Origin of the sequence: Legionella spiritensis, from assembly GCF_900186965.1 — a bacterium.
Classification (GTDB): Bacteria; Pseudomonadota; Gammaproteobacteria; order Legionellales; family Legionellaceae; genus Legionella_C; species Legionella_C spiritensis.
Map to the genome: position 1 here is coordinate 2,818,354 of NZ_LT906457.1, position 21,958 is coordinate 2,840,311.

Consider the following 21,958-nt stretch of genomic DNA (forward strand, 5'->3'; position numbering starts at 1 on the left):
GACGCTCGTCATCACTAAATGTCATCATTATTCGCCAACCGACGTAAAAATGGCATTACATCGCTTGCCAGTAATCCCCGTTCCCCGTCCCTTAACGCAGCCAAATCAGCGGCTCTGGCGTGAATCAGCACCCCTAATCTCGCCGCGTCACTCAAAGAAAGCTTCTGAGCGATCAAACCGGCTATCACGCCACTTAATACATCTCCCATACCCGGACTGGACATACCGGGATTACCTGCCGCACAAAGATAAGATTCCGATTTGTCGGTTTGCACCAGCGAGCCTGCCCCTTTGAGAACAATATTACCACCAAATTGCTGCTGCAAGGTTGTGGTGGCAAGCAAACGATCTTGTTGAATTTCCGCAGTAGTGCAATTCAATAATCCGGCCGCCTCACCTGGATGAGGTGTTAATATCCAGTTATCATCATGCTGCGGATTATCCGCAAGAATATGAAGCGCTGAAGCGTCTATAACCATTGGTAACTGCGAGGCCATGACCAGTTTAAACAAATTGACCGCCCATTCATCCTCTCCCAATCCGGGGCCAATAAGACATACTGTCGCTTTGGCAAGCAGGGGCAACAGCTCAGCGACATCATCGATACCGGAAACCATGGCTTCCGGTAAATTAGCCAGCATAAACCCTTCATGTTCGGGTCGTGTGGCAATGGTCACCAGACCCGCCCCCACGCGCAACGCCGCGGCGGCGGCAAGATAGATGGCGCCCGGCATGCCAAAACCTCCGCCTATAGCCAAAACATGCCCGAACATTCCTTTATGAGAGTTACGAGGCCGTTTTTTTAACAAATCACCGGGGAGTGAATTATCCAGTATTCGTGCAGCCGGGATAAGCGACGTCAGGTAGGCTTGCAATTGCAGATCGTCGGCGATCAATTCGCCACAATGATCCGGCCCATCCAGAGTAAACATGCCCAATTTTTTACCGATAAACGTGATGGTAACGGACGCGCGGACACAGGCACCCATCATACGGCCTGTGTCACTGTCGAGTCCGGAGGGAATATCTATAGATAAAACAGGAAGCCCACTGTCATTAATTTGATTAATTGCGGCAAGAAGAGGCTCTTTAACCATGCCTTGCAAACCTATACCCAACAACGCGTCAATAATCAAATCCGTATCGCTGTCTAACGGATCATCAAGACACTGGCATACCACGCCTGCGGAAACAGCCTCCAAGGCGGCATGGCGAGCAGGATCGGGCAAATCCTCTATTTTTTTGTATTGATGAATAGTAACATCATAACCATTCTCATGAGCCAATCTGGCCAGAACGTAACCATCACCGGCATTATTACCACTCCCGCAAAAGACAGCCAGGGAATGGACGGATGGAAAAACATCCCGAATGGTCGTGAACACAGCCAATCCGGCTCGCGCCATCAATTCATCGGCTGAAATCCCCATAGTTTGGATCGCGTGTTGCTCACAGGCACGAATGTGTCGACTGGTAAAGAGAGGACTATTGGGCGTTATCATGGCCTGGGCGTGCTCCAATCACATTATGGTTGTTATTCAATCAATCCTTCTTTACCAGGGTTAGCGACGGTTTGCTTTTTGCTTTCATTTTCGATGGTTCAGAGGTTAGATCGGGCGACTTTGCCTCATCATACTCAACACCGAACTCCATTCCCCGGCCATTTTCCCTGGCATAAATTGCAATGACGGCAGCAGGTACCACAACAATCTGGACCGTTTGTCCGGAAAAGCGTGCCGTGAAGATAATCCTGTCGTTTTCAAGGTGCAATCCACGGCAGGCTTGGGGTGAAATATTTAAAATAATTTTTCCCCCATTCACATGGGCTTCCGGTACCTGCACCCCCGGATATTCCGCATCGACCAAGATATATGGCGTCAGATTATTATCCACAATCCAGTCATAGATGGCACGAATCAAATAAGGCTTATTAGAACTCATCCCCATAATCAGGCCACCCTTAATTGTCTCTCGGCTTCCGTCAGACTTGCTTGAAAGGAATCCCTTTTAAAAACGCGGTTTATGTAATCGTGTATTCCCTTGGCGTTGGCGGGTAGATCAATATTCATTTGGGGAAGGCGCCATAACAAGGGAGCAAGCGTACAATCCAGCAGAGAAAATTCATCACTGAGGAAATACTGCTTATCGGCAAAGATCGGCTCAAGACTGACGAGGCTTTCCAGCAATTCTTCCCGGGCTTGCTGCACTTCATTTCCGGCATTAATTCGGTGCATCAGGCGATACCAGTCTTGCTCAATGCGATGCATCATTTTTCTCGCCTCGGCACGGGCAACGGGATATACCGGAAGAAGCGGCGGATGAGGAAAGCGCTCGTCCAGGTATTCCATAATAATTCTGGCCTGATAAAGAACCAACTCACGATCGAGAAGGGTGGGCACCGTCCCATAAGGATTTACCGCCAGTAAATCCGCACCCGGCTCATTTTGTTTCGCCAGGAGAATTTCAGCATTAACTCCTTTTTCTGCCAATACAATACGAACCTGATGACTGTAAATATCATCATTATCAGAATACAAAGACATAATGGTACGCTTTGCCACAATAGCCATCAGCAACTCCTCGTAGATCGTTAATTCTAGTTTTAATACGCATCAACAGAGCCTAAAGTTTACCACAATTTGAGTCCTCGTGCTGATTACGAAGTAAACAAATTTCAATTTTTGACCGAAAAGTCCAACCAATTTGTTTAATTTTTGCTTTGTTGCAACCAGGTTCTGTGAACCTGGAAATCCAATGGTTTAATGCAGTCGCCGCCAATAAGTCTTTTTAAGTTGATAAGCCACAATGAGAAAGATACCAAGAAAGATAAGGACACCTATACCAATTCGATAGCGTACCAGCTTCACAGGTTCCGCCACATAAACAAGGAAATTAACCAGATCTTCCATAGCACTGTCAAACTCATGCTGATTCATGCGGCCTCTCTCAACAAGAACCAGATGAGAGATATCTTCATCATGTTGTTTATCTTTTTTATTTATGGCGATTACATGACCAATAAGGGGCTCCAGAACGTTAGGCATGGCCACGTCCGGAATTAAAAGATTATTCGCTCCGAATGGCCTGGATGGATCCGCATAAAAACTTTTCAGATACGTATAAATCCAGGGCGCGCCGCGCACTCGGGCCGTCAAGGATAAGTCAGGAGGAACAACACCAAACCATTGGATGGCGTCCTCAGGCGGCATACTGATTTGAATGGGATCCACAATTTTGGATTTTGTGAACACCAGATTATTGAATAATAAATCCTGATCCACCTCACCATCAAACGTTGTAACTCCCAAATCTTTAGCCATGCGGTTATATCGCAAATATTTTAATGAGTGGCATCCTGAGCAATAATTCATGAAAATTTTTGCGCCGCGCTGCAGTTTGGCCTTGTTATGCAAATCAATGTTAACGCTTTGCAATGGCGTTTCGTTACCTATTGAGGCATAACTCAACGAAGCCAGGAGCAATCCTGCAAGAAAAATCAATAATCGTTTCATGCACATTCCTCTATTCTTTCAGGAACTTTTTTATGTGGTTCCAATCGGGTATAAAAGGGCATTAACAGGAAATATGCAAAATAAATGATGGTACCAATTTGAGCTATCAATTGCCTTGCCGGTGTCACAATCACTGTCCCCAGGTAACCCAGAACACCGAAACTGATAACAAACAAGGCCAGTGCGATACGTGAAATAATTCCCTTGTAACGCATGGAGCGAACAGGACTTCGATCCAGCCAGGGCAGAAAAAAGAGTATCAAAATAGCAGCCCCCATCACGATAATTCCGGTCAACTTGTGCGGGATAGCTCGTAACATGCAATAAAAAGGGGTCAGATACCAGACAGGAGCGATATGATCAGGCGTCACCATCGGATTAGCCGGGGTAAAATTGGCGTGCTCCAGGAAATATCCTCCCATTTCCGGAGCAAAAAACACAATGGCAAAGAAAGCGATCAGAAAGACGAGCACCCCGACAAAATCTTTCACCGTGTAATAAGGATGAAAGGGAATACCATCCACCGGCTTGCCATCTTTATTAATTCGTTTTTTAATTTCTATTCCTTCCGGATTGTTCGAGCCGACTTTATGCAAGGCGACAATATGCAAAAACACCAGCAATACAAACAACAATGGCACACCGACCACATGCAGGGCAAAAAATCGCTGTAACGTCGCGTTCGCCACGGAATAGTCACCCCGCAGCCAGGTTGCCAGACTCTCTCCGAAATAGGGAATCGCGCCGAACAAAGAAGTAATCACTTCAGCGCCCCAAAAAGACATTTGTCCCCAGGGCAATAAATAACCAAAGAAGGACTCCGCCATTAGCAAAATAAACAAGCCCATACCGAGCAACCAAATCAATTCTCGTGGTTTTTGATAGGAGCCATAGAGCAAACCGCGAAACATATGAAGATAAACGACAATGAAAAAAGCCGAAGCCCCGGTTGAATGCATGTATCGTAACAACCAGCCGTAATTAACTTCCCGCATAATGTATTCGACGGAATTAAAGGCCATCTCGGCATTGGGCGTATAAAACATGGTCAACCAAAGACCGGTGACAATCTGATTAACAAGAACGACCAGTGACAAGGAACCAAAATAATAGAAAAAATTCAGATTTCGGGGCGCGTAATATTCACTAACATGTTCTTTCCATGCCTTCATCAGCGGAAATCGTTCATCTACCCAGTTTAGCAAAGCGCCCATGCTTGATTATCCTTGTTTATTATCTTCATCTTCCCCAATAATAACGATATGCTTGCTGACAAATCGATGGGGAGGTACTTCCAGATTAATTGGTGCGGGTACACCTTTAAACACGCGTCCGGCCAGATCAAATCGTGACCCGTGACAAGGGCAATAAAACCCCCCCGGCCAATCCGGTCCCAGTTCATTTTCATTCGGTACGTATTTGGGGGAACAGCCGAGGTGAGTGCAAATCCCCACCAATACCAGATAGTCCGGATTAATGGAACGAAATTTATTTTGCGCATAATCCGGCTGCTGATCTACCAGAGAATCCGGATCGCGTAACTCTTCCCGGTGAATGCCAAGATGCTCCAGCATTTCTTTGGTGCGCCTGATAATCCAGACCGGCTTGCCACGCCACTCGACAGTCGCTTGCTGGCCTGGTTCCAGATGACTCAAATCCACTTCAACAGGGGCTCCTGCCGCTTGAGCCTTGGCGCTCGGTAACCAGGATGAAACAAATGGCGTTAACGCGCATGCGACACCAACACCACCAAGAACACCTGTGGTCGTTAATAAAAATTGCCGGCGCTGATCGTCAACCGTCTCATCATCCACCGGCTCATTGCAGCCAAATGTGTTGTTTTCTGTCACGGCTATTTCATCCTGTTTCCGTTCATCCCGTTTATGCCTGCCCGTTGACAAGTCATCATACAACTTCTTTTATATCAAAGAATTAATCGTTTGGAAATGACCGGATACCAATGAGTACAATATATATTGCGCAGGCAGCATAGTAAAAAACCAATTCCAGTTTCACACCAGTTCAGCGATCATCATGGCTTTAGGGAATGCGGGAAAACGTTCACCCGGGTATTCACCTGATAATAATGGAACATGAAACCCGCAATACGGCCGAAGGCCTACTTACGGGCTACGTTTTTTTTACAAAAGACATGTAGGCCGTCATGAAGGCAAAGCTGTAATGCGGGATAAAATGAAACCCGATGTTCTTTTGTAAAAGAACGGTGCCGGTGATTTTCTTGAAGAAATGAAAAAAAGATAAAATACAGAGCTTCCCCGCCGACAGGCGGGGAAAGATAAAACGGATTAGCGTTTGGAGTACTGGGTAGCACGACGGGCTTTGTGCAATCCCACTTTTTTACGTTCAACTTTACGATCATCCCGGGTTAATAAACCAAGTTCACGTAATTTTCTACGGAATGAATCGGAGTTCAACTCAGCGTCTTCCGGTAAATCATGCTCATCAAAGTAAACCAGAGCACGGGCGATGCCAAGACGAATGGCACCGGCCTGACCGGATATACCGCCGCCGACAACCGTGGCATAGATATCGAAATTACCTAACCTGTCAACAGCTTCCAGTGGTTGTCGAACAACCATACAGGACGTTTCCCGGCCAAAATACTCTTCCAGCGGACGGTTATTGATTTTAATTTCACCTTTGCCATGGCGTAAAAAAACGCGAGCCGTTGAACTTTTCCTGCGGCCGGTGCCATAGTATTGCTGCAATTCAGCCATAATACCTATTCCTCAATCTCAAGTTGCCGGGGTTGCTGTGCAGTATGCGGATGGTCACTACCAGCATAAACCTTTAATTTTCTATACATTTCTCTGCCCAAAGGATTTTTGGGAAGCATGCCTTTCACGGCGAGTTCGATAATTCGCGCCGGATTTTTTTCCTGCATCTTATCGAAAGAAACGGATTTGATTCCGCCAGGAAACCCGGAGTGATGATGATACATCTTCTCCTTGAATTTCCTGCCTGTAACTGTAACCTTCTCCGCGTTGGTCACAACAATATAATCGCCGGTATCCACATGCGGGGTATACTCAGCCTTGTGTTTGCCGCGTAAACGGCGAGCAATTTCGGTAGCGAGGCGACCCAGCACTTTACCGCTGGCATCGATCACAAACCAGTCACGTTTAACTTCGTGAGCTTTGGCGCTAAATGTCTTCATTAATTAACTCCGTACCGCCTTTAATGATAATCTTTCAATCTTGGACGGGCGATTTTAACTAAAACTGGGGAAACCTACAAGTAAATTCCAAGAAAACTTGCATTCAAATGACAAGAAACCCTGTTTTTCCAAATATAAGTCCGCGAGTCACTACCGACTGGAAGTGAAAACAGGGGTAATTTGCAGCCATGGCATGACGTTCAACAACCCTGACTATCTATTAATAAACGGGTAACCGTTGTATTATTGATAAGATGTGTTTCAATAATTTCGTCAATATCTTCACAGGAACTGTAGCTGTACCACGTTCCTTCCGGATAAATCACGAGGCACGGCCCAAGGCTGCATCGTCCAAGACAACCGGATTTGCTGATTCTTGTTTTTCCGGGTCCATGTATTTCCAGCTCGAGTAATTTACCCTTCATGTAATCGAAATAAGGTTCTCCACCACTATTCGCGCAACATTGCTTGCCGGCTATCTTTTGATTGGTGCAAAGAAACACATGCCTGTTGTAATAATTCAAGAACTTACTTACCCCGTTTTTCAATTTTGGTTTTTAATTTAAGCCCTGGCTTAAAAGTAACGACCCGACGTGCGACAACGGGGATCTCTTCACCGGTTTTGGGATTTCTACCGGGCCGCTGCGGCTTGTCGCGTAATGTAAAATTACCAAAACCGGAAAGTTTCACCTGTTCGCCATGTTCAAGCGCATGCCTTATGGTTTCAAAAAATTCCTCCACCATAACTTTCGCGTCCGGTTTCTGTATGCCCAGCTCATTACATAAAGTTTCCGCTATCATTGCTTTACTCAATGCGTTCACGATTAGTCCCTCAATGTTATGGCCAATACTTCATCCAGTTTTTTTATTATAGCACTGATTAATTTATTAATCTCAGTATCCGTCAACGTACGATCCTCATCCTGCAAAGTCAATGAAACAGCCAGGCTTTTTTTACCGGCGGGAATCGATTCACCGGTGTAGACATCAAACACGTCAAAGGACTTGAGTAATGAACTGTTCGCAGTTTCAACGATAACTTTCTTAATATCGGCCGCCGCGATCTGCTCATCAACCAGCAGGGACAAATCTCTTCGGATCTGAGGGAATCTGGATATTGCGTGGTACCGTACCGTTGGAGGATTTAACAATTCCCGCAATTTTAATTCAAAAAGGATCACTTCATCGGTCAGATCAAGCGCTTCTCCAAGACGTGGATGCAAGACCCCGCACCATCCGATATCCCGATTAGCTATTGTCAGGCGGGCGGATTTACCAGGATGCAAGGCCGGATGCTCGGCGCTGACAAATTGTACGTAAGGGAGATGAAGTGATGTAAACAAAGCCTGCAAATCACCTTTCAAGTCATAAAAATCAAATGGGCGACTCTCTTCGAGCCAACTCAGCATGGCATGCTGGCCACACAATAATCCGCCAAAAGAGGGGTGTTCCTGCAAACCATCGCTGCCCGACTCAAAGATCACACCCTGTTCAATGAATTTAATTGCCGCCTGCTGCCGATGTGTGTTGTACACCATAGAGGCAATCAATCCCGGCCACATGCCGGCCCTCATTTGCGACAACTCCGAGGAAATGGGGTTTAACAACGTCATCCTATCCTGATTTGGGTAAAGCGCCTGTTGTAACTCCGGATCAACAAAACTGTAACTGATGGTTTCGTGATAACCGCGCGACGTGAAAAACTGCGACACACGCCGGGATAGCAACTCAACGGGGTCAATACTGCCGGCTTGAACGGTAGTTACCATTTTCGTGCCAGGAATACGATCATAGCCGTACATACGAACTATTTCTTCAATCAAGTCCACATCAAGACTGATATCAAAACGATGAGACGGCACATGAACCCGCCATGGCGTCACCGACTTGTCCACCGTCATTCCCAATCCCTCGAGCATTATTGTCATTTCCTGTTCACGGACGTCCAACCCGGTAAGATGACGGACTTTGGTCGGATCAAAGGCTATTGGTGTCACCGACGGCAGATATTCCGGCGCACTGGCAATAGACAATGGTCCCGCCTTTCCGCCGGTAATAGACAGCAGCAAGGCAGTAGCCCTCTCCATTGCCATCATTTGCATCCCCGGATCCACGCCGCGCTCAAATCGCTGCGAGGAATCCGTATGCAATCCATAGCGGCGTGCTACGCCGGTAATCGCTTGTGGAGTAAAAAACGCGCTTTCCAGGAAAACATCCGTGGTCGATTCATCAACAGCGCTGCTCGCTCCACCCATCACACCGGCAATAGCAAGGATCTGATCGCTATCGGCTATCACCAGAACATCCTCCTGCAATAGAGCGGTCTGACCATCCAATAATTCAAACGATTCGTCTTTTTTACCAAACCGGACAGTAATATCGCCTTGCAACCGGTGCAAATCAAACGCATGCATGGGCTGGCCTAACTCCAGCATGACATAATTGGTCACATCAACCACCGGATGTATGGCTCGTATCCCCGACCGGCGCAGACGCTCTCTCATCCACAGTGGTGTTGACGCCCGGGAATCAATACCTTTGATAATTCGTCCGCAGTATTGCGGGCAGGCTTGCTTATTTTGCAGCTTGACAGTGAGCTGCTCATCGATTTCCGGCTGACACACATCGATATCCGGCCGATTTAAGGAAACCCTGGTTAACGCGGCAACTTCACGAGCAACACCCAGAACGCTGAGACAATCCGCCCGATTGGGAGTCAGATCAATATCCAGTATGTGATCATCAAGGACTAAATAGTCTCTCAGATTGATTCCTGCCGGTGCGTCTTCATCCAGTTCCATGATCCCTTCGGAACTTTCCGCAAGGCCCAGTTCCGATGCGGAACATAACATGCCTTGGGAAAGTTCGCCGCGCAAGGTGGTTTCCTTGATAAGGATACCGCCGGGGAGATTCGCACCCGTCTGCGCCAGCGCCACTTTTAATCCTGGTCGCACATTGGATGCGCCGCAAACCACTTTCACGAGATGGCCAGATCCTGTATCAACATCGCATAAAGTTAATTTATCCGCTTGCGGATGAGGTGTGGTATTGATGACTTGAGCCACAATAACCTGGTTAAAAGGAGCGGCAACCGGATTAACGGCATCCACTTCCAGGCCAGCCATGGTCAGCAGGCTTGCCAATTGTTGTTCATCAAGAGAAGGATTAACCCATTCACGCAACCATAATTCACTAACTTTCATTATTGATACCTGTTTCGGAGATTCGTTTCATTCCACTTCAGCCGTTGCATTCACAGACCGTATAATCTGCTTTGTTCAGAACTGTTTTAAAAAAGTGATATCGTTTTCAAACATCATTCTCAAATCATCAATTCCGAAATACAACATGGCTAATCGATCCATGCCCAGGCCAAACGCCCAACCCTGGTATTCTTCAGGAGAAATATTAACCGCTGTCAGAACATTGGGATGCACCATCCCGCACCCCAGCACTTCAAGCCAGCCGGTAAACTTGCAGGAGCGACACCCTTTACCCGAACATTGCGTACACTCAATATCCACTTCGGCCGAGGGCTCCGTAAAAGGGAAATACGATGGTCTGAAACGCAAAGCCAGTTCGCGGCCGAAAAAAACGGCAAAAAAATCGTGCAGCAAGCCGCGAAGATGGGACATGGTGGCTTCTTTTTCCACCAGCAACCCCTCGACCTGATGAAACATGGGGGTGTGGGTCAAATCCGAATCACATCGATACACACGCCCTGGAGCAATCAGTCGTAATGGCGGTGTGCGTTGTTCCATAGTTCGTATTTGTACGGGAGACGTATGCGTACGCAACAAACGACCATCACCGAAATAAAACGTGTCGTGCATGGCACGTGCGGGATGATGTCCTGGAATGTTCAAGGCTTCAAAATTATAAAATTCCGTCTCAATCTCCGGCCCGGATACGATATCAAAGCCCAGTCTGCTGAAATAATCATTAATAAATTGCTTAACCTGGGTCACGGGATGAAGGGAACCACATTGTGATTGGCGCCCGGCCAGCGTGACGTCTATACGTTCCGCCGCCAGTTTTTTCTGTAGTTGCCGCTCTTTCAGAAGAAGCTTCTTTTCTTCAATAAGCGCACTGATGTCACGTTTGGCCTGATTAACCAGCTGACCGACCCGGGGTTTCTCTTCTGCGGATAGCCCGGCCAATCCTTTCAGAATCTCTGTCAATCGTCCTTTTTTACCCAAATAATCAACACGAATCGCTTCCAGATGCACAACATCGTGAGCCTCTTCAATCGCTTTGGAAGCGTGCTTCTGCAATTCAATGATATCTTGCATGATTTTGCCTGCATGTAAAAAAGGAGGCCAAAGCCTCCTCGTAATCCGTGATCATAGATGTTACTGAGCGAGTGCTTTCTTGGCCTGCTCGGCAACCGCCGCAAAAGCCTGCTTGTCATGGACAGCCAGATCAGCAAGCACTTTTCGATCCATTTCAATGGCCGCTTTCTTTAATCCATCAATCAAACGGCTATAGGATAAGCCACACTCTCTGGCTTGTGCATTAATACGTGTAATCCACAGCGCACGAAACTGACGTTTTTTCTGACGTCTGTCGCGGTAAGCGTATTGGCCGGCTTTGATGACGGCCTGCTTGGCGACACGATAGGTACGACTGCGGGCACCATAATAACCCTTGGCTTGTTTTAGAATTTTCTTGTGGCGCGCTTTCGCCGTCACACCGCGTTTAACTCTTGGCATTACTTATATCCTCCCCTTAACTACCGTGCAACATGCGTGCGGCAAGGCGCGCATCACAATCTTTCAATCTTCTGGCACCAACCCGCAGGTGGCGTTTTTGACCAGGTGATTTTTTAGTGAGGATATGGTTCCTGTAAGCGCCTCGACGCTTGATGGCACCACTTGCTGTCTTTCGGAAACGCTTGCACGCTCCACGATGTGACTTTATTTTAGGCATAACTAATTACTCCGCATTTATTCTGCTACTAATATGATGTAGTAACTGCTGTAGATTTGTGACAAAAGCCGCAGATCACAGGTCAGAAAACCACCTTACTTTTTCTTGGGCGACAATACCATCAACAATTGACGACCTTCTCGTTTCGGGTGCTGCTCAATGACGGCTATTTCAGCCGTATCCTGCTGCAACCGCTCCATGATTTTCATGCCAATTTCCTGATGAGCCATTTCCCGACCGCGAAAACGCAGCGTGATTTTGACTTTGTCACCATGATTAAGGAAACGTACCAGGTTGCGTAGCTTGACCTGATAATCCCCATCTTCCGTCCCGGGACGGAATTTCAGCTCTTTAACTTGAATTTGCTTCTGTTTTTTCTTCGCTTCAGCTTGTTTTTTACTCAATTCAAAGAGAAATTTACCATAATCCATAATTCTGCAGACCGGCGGCTTCGCAGTGGGAGATATTTCCACCAAATCAAATCCACCTTCTTCTGCCGCACGCAATGCTTCACGTGTTGACACAATTCCTACCTGGTTGCCATCCGCATCAATTAAGCGTACTTCCGGTACGTTGATTTGTTCATTTACTCGTGCGCGATCACTGTCACGCTTATTTGTTGCAATAATGGCTTTATCCTCCAAATAGTTTTATGTTCGACCTTTCGCGATGATTTCCTTCTGTAACGTATCGCATAAGGCTTCAACAGGCATTACTCCCAAATCATCACCTTCACGAGTTCTTACGGCAACAGAACCGCTTTCCACTTCTTTGTCGCCAATAACCAGTAAGTAAGGAACTTTTTGTAGAGTATGCTCGCGGATTTTAAATCCAATTTTCTCATTTCTCAAGTCAAAATTGGCACGAAGGCCTCTTTTTTGCAAAATATTTGTTACTTTTGTCGCAAATTCTTCTTGTTTCTCACTGATAGTTAACACAACCGCCTGGACGGGAGCCAGCCATAACGGAAAACGGCCGGCATAATGTTCAATTAAAATACCCATAAACCGTTCAAATGATCCCAGGATTGCACGATGCAGCATGACGGGAATCTGTTTGCTGCCGTCTTCGGCCACGTAATCCGCATCTAACCGCTCCGGCATGGAAAAATCAACCTGGATGGTGCCGCATTGCCAGATCCGTCCAAGACAATCGGAGAGCGAACACTCGATTTTCGGACCATAAAACGCGCCTTCACCCGGAGCATCCTCCCAGAGAATATCCCGGCTTCTCATGGCGCTTTGCAGCGCGTCTTCCGCTTTGATCCAGACTGCGTCGCTGCCCACCCGTTTTTCGGGACGCAGCGCCAGGCGGTATTTAATGTCGTCAAATCCGAAATCAGCGTATACGGATTGTACCAAATCAAGCATCATGGCTACTTCGGACTGAATCTGCTCTTCCGTGCAGAAAATATGAGCATCATCCTGAACCATGTTACGAACGCGCATCAATCCATGAAGAGAGCCGGATGGTTCGCAACGGTGACAATTACCAAATTCAGACAGACGTAACGGTAAGTCGCGATAACTTTTCAAACCCTGATTGAAAACCTGAACATGACAGGGACAGTTCATGGGCTTGACGGCATAATGACGATTCTCGGTTTCCGTGATGAACATTTCCTCGCGGAAATTATCCCAATGACCTGATTTTTCCCATAAGGATCGATCGACTAATTGTGGCGTCCTGATTTCCTGGTAACCAAAATCACGCAACCGATCGCGCATGTATTGCTCAAGGATTTGATAAATGGTCCAGCCTTTGGGATGCCAGAATACCATGCCGGGAGCGATGTCCTGAAAATGGAACAAATCCAGAGCCTTACCCAGCTTGCGATGATCGCGTTTCTCGGCTTCCTCAATCCTGTGCAGATAGCTTTCCAGGGATTTTTTATCCGCCCAGGCGGTACCGTAAATACGCTGCAGCATTTCATTACTGGAATCACCGCGCCAGTACGCGCCGGCAACCTTGGTTAACTTAAATGCTTTCAGACGTCCGGTCGAAGGGACATGCGGCCCGCGGCATAAATCTTCAAAATCCCCCTGTTTGTAGAGAGACAGGGTTTCACCCTCGGGGATGTCGGCAATGATTTTCGCCTTGTATTCCTCACCAAGACTTCGAAAATAACGGATAGCTTCATCACGTGGTAATTCCCGTCGGGTTACGGGTAAATCGGATTTGGCCAATTCATACATCCTGGCTTCTATCAATTCGAGATCTTCCGGAGTAAACGGCCGGCCAAACGCGAAATCATAATAGAAACCGTCCTCAATAACCGGACCGATAGTTACCTGAGCAGTAGGGAAAAGCGTTTTTACCGCTTGCGCCAGCAAATGGGCTGTGGAATGGCGGATAACTTCCAGGCTATCTTCCTGTTTTTCTGTAACCAACAGCAAATCACAATCCCTTTCAATCAGAAAAGCGGTATCAACCAGCTTGCCGTCCACTTTTCCGGCCAGCGTGGCTTTTGCAAGTCCCGGACTTATGTCATGGGCGACATCATAGACTGAAACCGCCTGTTCAAAATGTTTCACTTGGCCATCAGGTAATCTAATGTTAGGCATTGTATTTTCTCCACCCACCAGTCACAACGTTATCAGAAATGACCCCAAACGCCAGTCCCGGCTCCCAAAACCGTTTTCAATCCGGTTATTCAATGGTTATATGTCTCGCCCGCATTGAAAACGATTCCTGGCTTGTTCCCGGGGATTTGAAGCACTTCCCGATTGTATCTTGACTATTTTATTTTCAGCAATCCTCGCCTGTTCACGAAACAAAAAAAAACCCTGCTTGGCAGGGTTAATATGGTAGGCACGAGTGGGATCGAACCACCGACCACCACCATGTCAAGGTGGTGCTCTACCACTGAGCTACGTGCCTATAATTCATTCTACAACGTGGACGGCGGTGATTATATTAGAGCCGCCTACACAAAGCAAATACTTTGTATGATTTTCCAGGACAAAATCCTGCTTTGCTTACCCTATAGGAAGCAATAGATAGTATCCTGACAAATAGCAGCCACAGTAGTCAGGATAGCATCAACCCACCAAAAAAAATGGGCGGACACACCCCGTTTGCACCCTGAAACAGAGGCGCGCGCAGAACCTGACACACCACGTCGATCTTCTTTGTTAAGCGAGGTGGACTGCCATGAGCAATGCCACTTTATTTCCACGGGATTCAACAAATACATTTTCCATTGGTACTGTTATGAATTCCCGGCTTGAACCAGAATGGAAATCCGTTACTCCCGATTTCCGGAGAGGATGGTATCAGTTCAACCATTATAGTCAACTAAAAATATCTTTAAACTCAACATTATGAAAAAGATTGCAACTTGTCTGGCCAGATGGCAGTGTATAACAAAACGTCCTCACCAGAGCATGACGAATGACAGAATTTATCAAACCACAACATATACACGCCGATCCGGAAGATATGGCCGGTAACCAGGGTCTCGGCCGCTATCTGTTTCTAACCGGTTCCGATGAACGAGCCAGAGAAATCAGTACACGCTTTAATCAGACCACAATTAACAAACATCCCAGACAACATAATCTGTACCTGGGCACACTGGCTGATAAAAATAATAGCAGTATTGATGTCGGAGCCATCTCTATCGGCATGGGGGGGCCGAGCGCAGATATTATTATTAATGAATTAGTTATGGTGGGCGCCAGGCGACTATTGCGAGTCGGTACTGCGGCTTCCCTGCAATCGGAACACGTCAAAATAGGTGATCTGGTCATTGCAACCGCCGCCGTTCGTGACGATAAAGCCTCTTGGGATTACATATACCGTGAATACCCGGCCATAGCTTCTTATGAATACATAACCGCAGCAGGTCGCGCGACACGAAACCAAGAAAATATTCATCTTGGTATCATACACTCCAAAAGTTCTTTATTTGCCCGGGAGTACAATTATTCATTCATGGCAGACGAACAACAGTATATGGCCGCCATGAAATCAGCGGGGGTTCTGGCCACCGAAATGGAATGTGCACAATTATTTACCCTAGCCTCTTTACTTAGCAGTCGTTTGCACATTTCATTTCCCAGCAAGAAAGCCATCCTCGCCGGCGCCATTCTCGCAATCATTGGCGATGATCAACGTTCTTTTATCAGTGATGGGCAACAGGTTCAAAAGACCATCCGGCAAGCCATTGACTTAAGTATTGCAACAACGTTGGAATTACATGATATTGATACCGGCTCCAAAGCCCTGTTTATATAACAATAGGCTCTAATGTAAAAAAACGAACCGCATCTCCAAGTGCAATTTTTTAGTCGATAACAGTTGTTTCAATTCACTTTGTTTGGGTTACAGGCCTTTTTTAGTGATTATCATGACCACTCTAACGATTACTGACAGTCGACTGTATCTCGACCAAAACCATTAAATGTAATTTCTTTATTATAGGCTTTCAAACAGTGATTTCATTGAAAATGTTGTTCCGCAATTTCTTAAACAGCAAACATAATGCCGTATTCCTGCGCCTGATCTACTATTTTTAACGACCTTGTTCCCGCACAACACGAATCATGCACCTGCACAACTACCCCAATAATTATCCTCCACAACAAAGTGGCTATATTGCACATTCAATAAATACGATGCACCACCACATTTTCCTTGTCGCATTTTACCGCTCTCTTGAACTAGAAAATAGTTTAATAAAATCAATCCAATAGTAATAATTTTTTTCGATGTGTCTTAAAAGCGATCATTAATTAATAAAACATTAATCTTCTTGCGTTATAAATGATCTTCCAGATTCATTTAATTACTTTATCGAGAAATAGACCCATAAAAATTGGAGCTTATGCAAGATAAATGAACTCATAACGAGGAGAAATAGCTATGCTTACCAGATTGGGAATATGGACACAGCTCAAACATGATAAGATTGAAAAAAAATTCCACAAATCCAAGAGGCATTATTCCAAGAATGCTTCCCACACTACTGTCGAACATCGGCTTAAAAGCCAGGATTACAAGCTCGATAAATCATCAGTCTCTATTGAGTCAATGGTATTGCAATCAGATATTGAACCTTCAAAATATAATGTTCCTGATCGCCATTTAAATGGTGATACAACGCATTATGTCTCTTCGGAATATACCCTGATAGTATGCAACAAGAAGAAAAACAATTTGCTTATGACTACTTCAGAACTTAATAGTTTTATAAGAAATAGCGTAATAAGTAACGGCACGAAGATTTATTTCAATAGGTCAAAAGAAGTCGTTAATGCTCAAAAAAATAAACCTCATATCTTAGACATACCTAGAGAGTTTTCAAGTGAATTAAAACAAGTCTCGATATTGCTAAGTAGACTAGCCATGAACCAACCTCGTGCTGCCAACACGCTTATTCTGAAATATTTACATCAAAGCATTGGCATAACTTTTCAACGCTTCAACGATGACGCAATTGAGTGGTTATTAGGAGGGACTAATGGCATGGAAGTCGGTGGGTTTGATTCTGCCCAGGATTTTAGAAATTTTTTCAATAAAAAGGCAGATAGAATATCACCTGATGATTTAGCGACTGCTATTGAATCCGTGTTAACGGCAATGGGTTATAGAATGATCAATGCCCCTTGGGCCATGGCTCCACAAGACCCACAAAATGACCCCAATGCAACAAAAGATCAAAAAGAAATACATCAATTTATTCAACATATAAAAACACTTTGCTTCATACCAAAGCCTATTAACGATGTCTATAAAAATCGAAGAGACGACTTAAATCCTCAGTCTAATGAGGAGATCATAATACCAAAAAGTCGGATTGATCATGCAAATCATGATTGTGGAAGAGCAAAAGTGCACAAGGTTACACCCCGAAACAGCTTGTTTAGAATGTTTTGCAACCAGCAAAAACCCACTTGGGCTAAGCAATGTGAAGATAAGGGTATTCCGATTATCAATCATGTCTCAGGTTCTGCCCCATTGACGCTTTCTGCTCTAGATGCCTTACTCCGATTCCAGATGGGTGATGACTTTGAGGGTATCATAAACGAAGAAGCTCGATTACTCCTTTATGGTCCATTATTATTAGCTACTTATGAGCGTGGCAATTATCATTCGCTTTCTGAGACCGTGTGTGGAATGTTACACTATCTTGCTGAAACCAAAACCCGGGATTCTTCAACAGAGCAATGTCCGGTGGAAGCATATATCAGAGGTATTAATGTGCTTGCTTCAAGTTGTGATAAGTCTATTCGTGAACCACTTTTAGAAATAGTCGATAAATTACAACAACAATTGGAGCAACACCGTCAACAGCCTCGTTAAACTGCAGTATTATTGATTGATAAGGAAAGAGTCGCCACACTCGCAGTAGCAGGGGCGACTCTTTACCTTTGTTGCCCCTGAATGCCTGCGTGATTAGAAACATAATTCGGCCACTTCGAAAAGAAAAAAGCCTCAAAACAGCTTTTTCCTTGAGGCTCGATTTCTTAATGGAAGCTTTAAACTAATTTTAAAACCAATATAGAGTTATTTTCCAAATATTCATAACGGCTTCAAATGACTCTCATTCGAGAACCACTTTAACAAGATTATCCCGTGCCAAGATTGACCATGTCATTTCACACTTCCGTTAATCTGGCCATGTTGCAAAAATAATGGATAAAATTCAAAATATTACATGATTTAATGCTAGCCGGCATCAGGCAAAAATATCTCTGGTCATACCGTCTTTCATTTGCTAGCATGACCAGTTATTTTTATCATACTATAAGGATGTAAGGAATGAAGAAGCTGTTTCAACTGACCATGGGAGCTTGTTTATTGGTAAATGCCGTATCGTATGCTGACACGCTCAGTCCGGTGGATAAATTCGGACAACCGGAACCATCACCCCACCATTTCTGGATAGGGATACGCAGTATTTATGCCTACGAAGATAATTTAAAAACAACGGGTAGCACCGCCCGTAACCTGGTGGATGTCAACACCTGGACAAACATGCTTATGGCAGGATGGGCCCCAAGACCCTTTCTAATGCCTTATGCCGGCATCGGCGCCTTTAAAATCCGTACCGTCGATTCCGTACAGCCTTCAGAAAATACCGTATCCCCCACTGTGGCGCAAGGTAATGTCATTACAAAGCCGGATGTAGCCGGTATTGTCGGTATCAAAGGTATTTTCTCACGAAACCCGGAAAGCCCTGTATTTCTGGGCTACGATGTCAATTATTTTATTTCTAACCCGCAAATAAGCTACGCCGTTATCCGAGGCTCCATAGGAATCAATCAATCCATTAATTTGAAATACCATACCTTTAACGCCGACATTATTGCAGGATATAGATTTGAAGACGGTTTCCTTTATGCCGGTCCTTCCTTCATGCGAACCAAGGGAACCTATTCAAAACCGGCTATCGGCTTATCCAGTAACAACACGTATTTTCTGCGCTCCATAGAACAACAACAAGTGGTTGGCTTGGTAACCGGTGTCCGTGTTTCTCCCAAACAAACCTGGAATATTGATTTAAAAACACGTTTTATTAACAAGTACAGTGTAGAACTTGAAATAAGCCATGCCATTTAACCGTCCGGTTGCGATCATTCAGGGTGCCTGTTGCACCCTGAATTAACAATGGAACTTCATCAATCCTTGTGCTTCCCTGAAAATCGATGCATCTGTTCAAAAGCCTTGCCAAGCATTTCCGGATCAAGACGTTTATTTTTTAACACCTCGCCCCGCTGATTCTGCATTTCAAAATAACCGAGGCGGTTCGCCACCGCGATAAGCGATTTGGCAGGCGAATAAATTGCAACATTACCATAACTGCCCATCAAAATAATCTCTCGTTGCCTGTCATCAGACAATAAACGCCCCAAGCTGTACTCATCAAAAGGATTTTGCACACCCAATACCTGGCTCAGAAGCGTAGGCATCACATCGTAATGGGTGGTAGTATGATGAAAACGTTTTTTAGTTCGTTGTTCGGGCCAGTGAACCAGTAACGGTACCCGGGTCTGAGCCGGGGTAAAATTACCGTTGTGCCCCCAAAATCCCAAACCATTATCATTAAACTCCTCACCATGATCCGAGGTCACGATGATCAGCGTATTTTGCATCAATCCGGATTTTTCCATGTACGTAAAAAGCGCACCAAACAAATCATCAATAAAGTAAACGGCGTTACGGTATTGATTGTAAGCCAGTTGCTGCTGATATTGATCGGTGATTTTTAAAATACTGACTTTTCCGGTTGGCTGAAAAGGCGCCCTGTCAGAAGGGGGAGGGAAGTGATGCGCGTGGGCACTGTCGTAGAAAGCAAACGCAAAAAAAGGTTTATCCGTTTTTTGCGCCTGCTTGAAAAACTGCTTTAATTTCACCGTCACTGCCTTGTCCCGTTCTACACTGTCCGAACCGTGCAGGGTAGGCTCGAAACCCGCAACATTGCTGAACACCGTGCGATGAAAGGGTGGAGAAATGGCGGAAGCACTGGTGTAGACACCAACCTCGTAACCTTGCCGATACAAAACATCAAATAAAATCGGACCTTTACCCGCCTGATAAAAGGTTTCAAACGTATTGGGGGCCAAACTATAAAACAAACTGAATATACCCGCCCGGGTACTGTTGCCACCACTGAAATGATTAAGATACAACTCGGAAGAATCAGCCAGTCTGGCCAGGTTCGGCGTCGTTTGCCGGTTAAGATTATCATAACGCCAGGCGTCGATTGCCAGGATAAGAATATTAGGTTTCCGGGATAACGTTCTGATTTGCAGGGGTTTTAACGGATAATTAAGAAATCCGGAGTCCAGGGCACCCAGACCAGCCCGTTGCTTTTGGGGAGTCACAATATGATGGCGGGCAAGAAACCGTTTGGCCGTCGCACCATGAAACCAGGGCATTAATTCGCTGGTCATCAGAATTTCCGGCTTATAAACCGCATCGGCCCACACATACATCCCCTGAACCAGAAACAGCAGGGCAAGTAACATCCACCGCGCCGGTTTCGCTATATACGACCCATTCACATGCAACGCAGCAGACAATCTGAATAATAGCCCTTGCAGAATAAATACCGCGACAAACACTGAGACCAGACCGAAATAATCCATTGAGGATAAATCAAAAATCTGGGCCCGGACCGGGCTGAGAATCATCTGCACGATGGACCAGTTGATATGTGTCCGGAACTGAAAATAGACAAATTTATCCAGCAACAAAAGATACAATACGCAGGTAGCCGCAATGAACGACAACCAAATCGGCGAAATGCGGTGACCGCTTAACAGACCGAGCAACCACGGCAATACCAGCAAAAAAATCCAGGAGATAATACCCGCCTGGGCGACGGCAAGTGCGATGAAATAACCCATTGAGCCGTAACTATTCAGGGGAAATGGCAAATAACTAATGAAACTGACGTGTACTAAAATAAAAAAAGGAAGATTCAACAGCCAAAATAAACTCAGCCTGGATAATGACCGGGTATTCTTCACGTTAACTAATTGCCTTAATAAAACATCAAAATTATATTGTTATAAATCCCGGAATTTGCACGACGGGTCGTCTCCAGACAAACCGCTACTCGTCTCATTCAAACCCATAATGGAACCTAATTACCCATATTTTCACTACACGAAACGAAACATCAACAAATAATAATGTCTTGTAGCCCGTCATGAAGGCGAAGCCGTAATGCGGGATAGCGTTCCCAATTAGCACATCAAACCCGCAATACGGCCGAAGGCCTCCTTACGGGCTACGGCCATTTTCGCAAAAAATGGTACCAATTATCCACATTTTCGCTTTGCGAAAAAACTGGTTCACAGAGCCTAGCCAAAATGAATCAATAAAACTATTTTTTACAGAACCCGTGTCTGATAAAACTCAAAGTTTATCCTTAATTTCATCAATCTGATTGGCACTGTCATTGATCATATCACGAAATGCCACCAGATCCGCGTGTTCAACCTGTTCAAAACCTTCAGGACGTGACTCTTTGTCGCCAGCCAGGGAAACCAGTTTGTTGATACTGGCCAACGCTTTTTGAATTTCGTTAGACAAGGCAAGAAGCCGTTGCTTACGACCTTGATTTTCCGGATTATCCGATTCGTCAGCAAGCGTTTTTATTTTGACATCAATCTCATCCTGGATCCCTGTCAACTTTTGATGCAAGTGCATAATACTGTCATGAGTCTCCCTATCAATATTTTTGATAAAGGAAGAATTTTCTGATTCGTCACTCATTATTTTCTCTCCGATTTTTAATATCTTTCCACCAGTAATTTTACGGCTTTAAACAACGCCATGACCCACATTGCCGTTGTACAGCCTGAATGGTTAACAGCGTCTGTCA

21 protein-coding genes and 1 tRNA gene are annotated in these 21,958 nt (G+C 45.4%); 3 read left to right on the forward strand and 19 right to left on the reverse strand.

Features of this window, described 5'->3' with window-relative positions; all coding sequences use genetic code 11:
- Positions 1–14: 14 nt before the first annotated feature.
- From CKW05_RS12795 to CKW05_RS12875, 17 genes are all read right to left on the reverse strand, one after another.
- Positions 15–1,502 (reverse strand): bifunctional ADP-dependent NAD(P)H-hydrate dehydratase/NAD(P)H-hydrate epimerase, encoded by a 1,488-nt coding sequence (locus CKW05_RS12795; RefSeq protein ID WP_058483300.1) that lies wholly within the window; start codon positions 1,500–1,502, stop codon positions 15–17.
- A 40-nt stretch (positions 1,503–1,542) separates the two neighbouring features.
- A complete protein-coding gene (locus CKW05_RS12800; RefSeq protein ID WP_058483119.1) occupies positions 1,543–1,947 on the reverse strand; it encodes a ClpXP protease specificity-enhancing factor in 405 nt (134 codons plus the stop codon).
- Positions 1,948–1,949: 2 nt separating this feature from the next.
- On the reverse strand, positions 1,950–2,570 hold the full coding sequence (gene sspA / locus CKW05_RS12805; RefSeq protein ID WP_058483118.1) for a stringent starvation protein SspA: 621 nt from the start codon (positions 2,568–2,570) through the stop codon (positions 1,950–1,952).
- 189 nt (positions 2,571–2,759) lie between these two features.
- On the reverse strand, positions 2,760–3,518 hold the full coding sequence (locus CKW05_RS12810) for a cytochrome c1 (RefSeq protein WP_058483117.1): 759 nt from the start codon (positions 3,516–3,518) through the stop codon (positions 2,760–2,762).
- On the reverse strand, positions 3,509–4,726 hold the full coding sequence (locus tag CKW05_RS12815) for a cytochrome b (protein WP_058483116.1): 1,218 nt from the start codon (positions 4,724–4,726) through the stop codon (positions 3,509–3,511). Before CKW05_RS12815 ends, CKW05_RS12810 begins: the two co-directional genes overlap by 10 nt.
- 6 nt (positions 4,727–4,732) lie before the next feature.
- Complete coding sequence (gene petA / locus CKW05_RS12820; protein ID WP_231950605.1) at positions 4,733–5,362, reverse strand: ubiquinol-cytochrome c reductase iron-sulfur subunit; 630 nt, start codon at positions 5,360–5,362, stop codon at positions 4,733–4,735.
- 456 nt (positions 5,363–5,818) lie between these two features.
- A complete protein-coding gene (gene rpsI / locus CKW05_RS12825) occupies positions 5,819–6,250 on the reverse strand; it encodes a 30S ribosomal protein S9 (RefSeq protein WP_058483115.1) in 432 nt (143 codons plus the stop codon).
- Between the two features lie 5 nt (positions 6,251–6,255).
- On the reverse strand, positions 6,256–6,690 hold the full coding sequence (gene rplM, locus CKW05_RS12830; protein ID WP_058483114.1) for a 50S ribosomal protein L13: 435 nt from the start codon (positions 6,688–6,690) through the stop codon (positions 6,256–6,258).
- Between the two features lie 200 nt (positions 6,691–6,890).
- Complete coding sequence (locus CKW05_RS12835) at positions 6,891–7,214, reverse strand: (2Fe-2S) ferredoxin domain-containing protein (protein WP_058483113.1); 324 nt, start codon at positions 7,212–7,214, stop codon at positions 6,891–6,893.
- A 4-nt stretch (positions 7,215–7,218) separates the two neighbouring features.
- Entirely contained in the window at positions 7,219–7,512 is a 294-nt protein-coding gene (locus CKW05_RS12840) for an integration host factor subunit alpha (protein ID WP_082642752.1), read from the reverse strand.
- A 2-nt stretch (positions 7,513–7,514) separates the two neighbouring features.
- Complete coding sequence (gene pheT / locus CKW05_RS12845; protein ID WP_058483111.1) at positions 7,515–9,893, reverse strand: phenylalanine--tRNA ligase subunit beta; 2,379 nt, start codon at positions 9,891–9,893, stop codon at positions 7,515–7,517.
- Positions 9,894–9,968: 75 nt separating this feature from the next.
- On the reverse strand, positions 9,969–10,982 hold the full coding sequence (pheS, locus tag CKW05_RS12850) for a phenylalanine--tRNA ligase subunit alpha (protein ID WP_058483110.1): 1,014 nt from the start codon (positions 10,980–10,982) through the stop codon (positions 9,969–9,971).
- A gap of 60 nt (positions 10,983–11,042) precedes the next feature.
- Positions 11,043–11,402 carry a 50S ribosomal protein L20 gene (gene rplT, locus CKW05_RS12855; RefSeq protein ID WP_058483109.1) on the reverse strand — a complete coding sequence of 120 codons (360 nt, stop codon included), beginning with the start codon at positions 11,400–11,402 and terminating at the stop codon, positions 11,043–11,045.
- Between the two features lie 16 nt (positions 11,403–11,418).
- Complete coding sequence (gene rpmI, locus CKW05_RS12860; RefSeq protein WP_082642751.1) at positions 11,419–11,619, reverse strand: 50S ribosomal protein L35; 201 nt, start codon at positions 11,617–11,619, stop codon at positions 11,419–11,421.
- Positions 11,620–11,714: 95 nt separating this feature from the next.
- Positions 11,715–12,248 (reverse strand): translation initiation factor IF-3, encoded by a 534-nt coding sequence (gene infC, locus CKW05_RS12865; protein WP_082642760.1) that lies wholly within the window; start codon positions 12,246–12,248, stop codon positions 11,715–11,717.
- Positions 12,249–12,269: 21 nt separating this feature from the next.
- Entirely contained in the window at positions 12,270–14,183 is a 1,914-nt protein-coding gene (gene thrS / locus CKW05_RS12870) for a threonine--tRNA ligase (protein ID WP_058483107.1), read from the reverse strand.
- Positions 14,184–14,424: 241 nt separating this feature from the next.
- A tRNA-Val gene (locus CKW05_RS12875) sits at positions 14,425–14,499 on the reverse strand.
- A gap of 513 nt (positions 14,500–15,012) precedes the next feature.
- On the opposite strand from CKW05_RS12875, the gene CKW05_RS12880 reads away from it, so the two are divergent.
- From CKW05_RS12880 to CKW05_RS12890, 3 genes are all read left to right on the forward strand, one after another.
- Positions 15,013–15,858 (forward strand): phosphorylase family protein, encoded by an 846-nt coding sequence (locus tag CKW05_RS12880; protein WP_058483106.1) that lies wholly within the window; start codon positions 15,013–15,015, stop codon positions 15,856–15,858.
- Between the two features lie 627 nt (positions 15,859–16,485).
- Entirely contained in the window at positions 16,486–17,925 is a 1,440-nt protein-coding gene (locus tag CKW05_RS12885) for a hypothetical protein (protein WP_058483105.1), read from the forward strand.
- A gap of 459 nt (positions 17,926–18,384) precedes the next feature.
- On the forward strand, positions 18,385–19,185 hold the full coding sequence (locus tag CKW05_RS12890) for a hypothetical protein (protein WP_058483104.1): 801 nt from the start codon (positions 18,385–18,387) through the stop codon (positions 19,183–19,185).
- A 59-nt stretch (positions 19,186–19,244) separates the two neighbouring features.
- Here the strand turns inward: CKW05_RS12890 and CKW05_RS12895 are convergent, their stop codons facing one another.
- The gene (locus CKW05_RS12895; RefSeq protein ID WP_058483103.1) at positions 19,245–21,098 is read right to left on the reverse strand and encodes a sulfatase-like hydrolase/transferase; all 1,854 of its coding nucleotides are present in this window, start codon (positions 21,096–21,098) and stop codon (positions 19,245–19,247) included.
- A gap of 391 nt (positions 21,099–21,489) precedes the next feature.
- Positions 21,490–21,849 (reverse strand): hypothetical protein, encoded by a 360-nt coding sequence (locus tag CKW05_RS12900; protein ID WP_058483102.1) that lies wholly within the window; start codon positions 21,847–21,849, stop codon positions 21,490–21,492.
- Between the last annotated feature and the right edge of the window lie 109 nt (positions 21,850–21,958).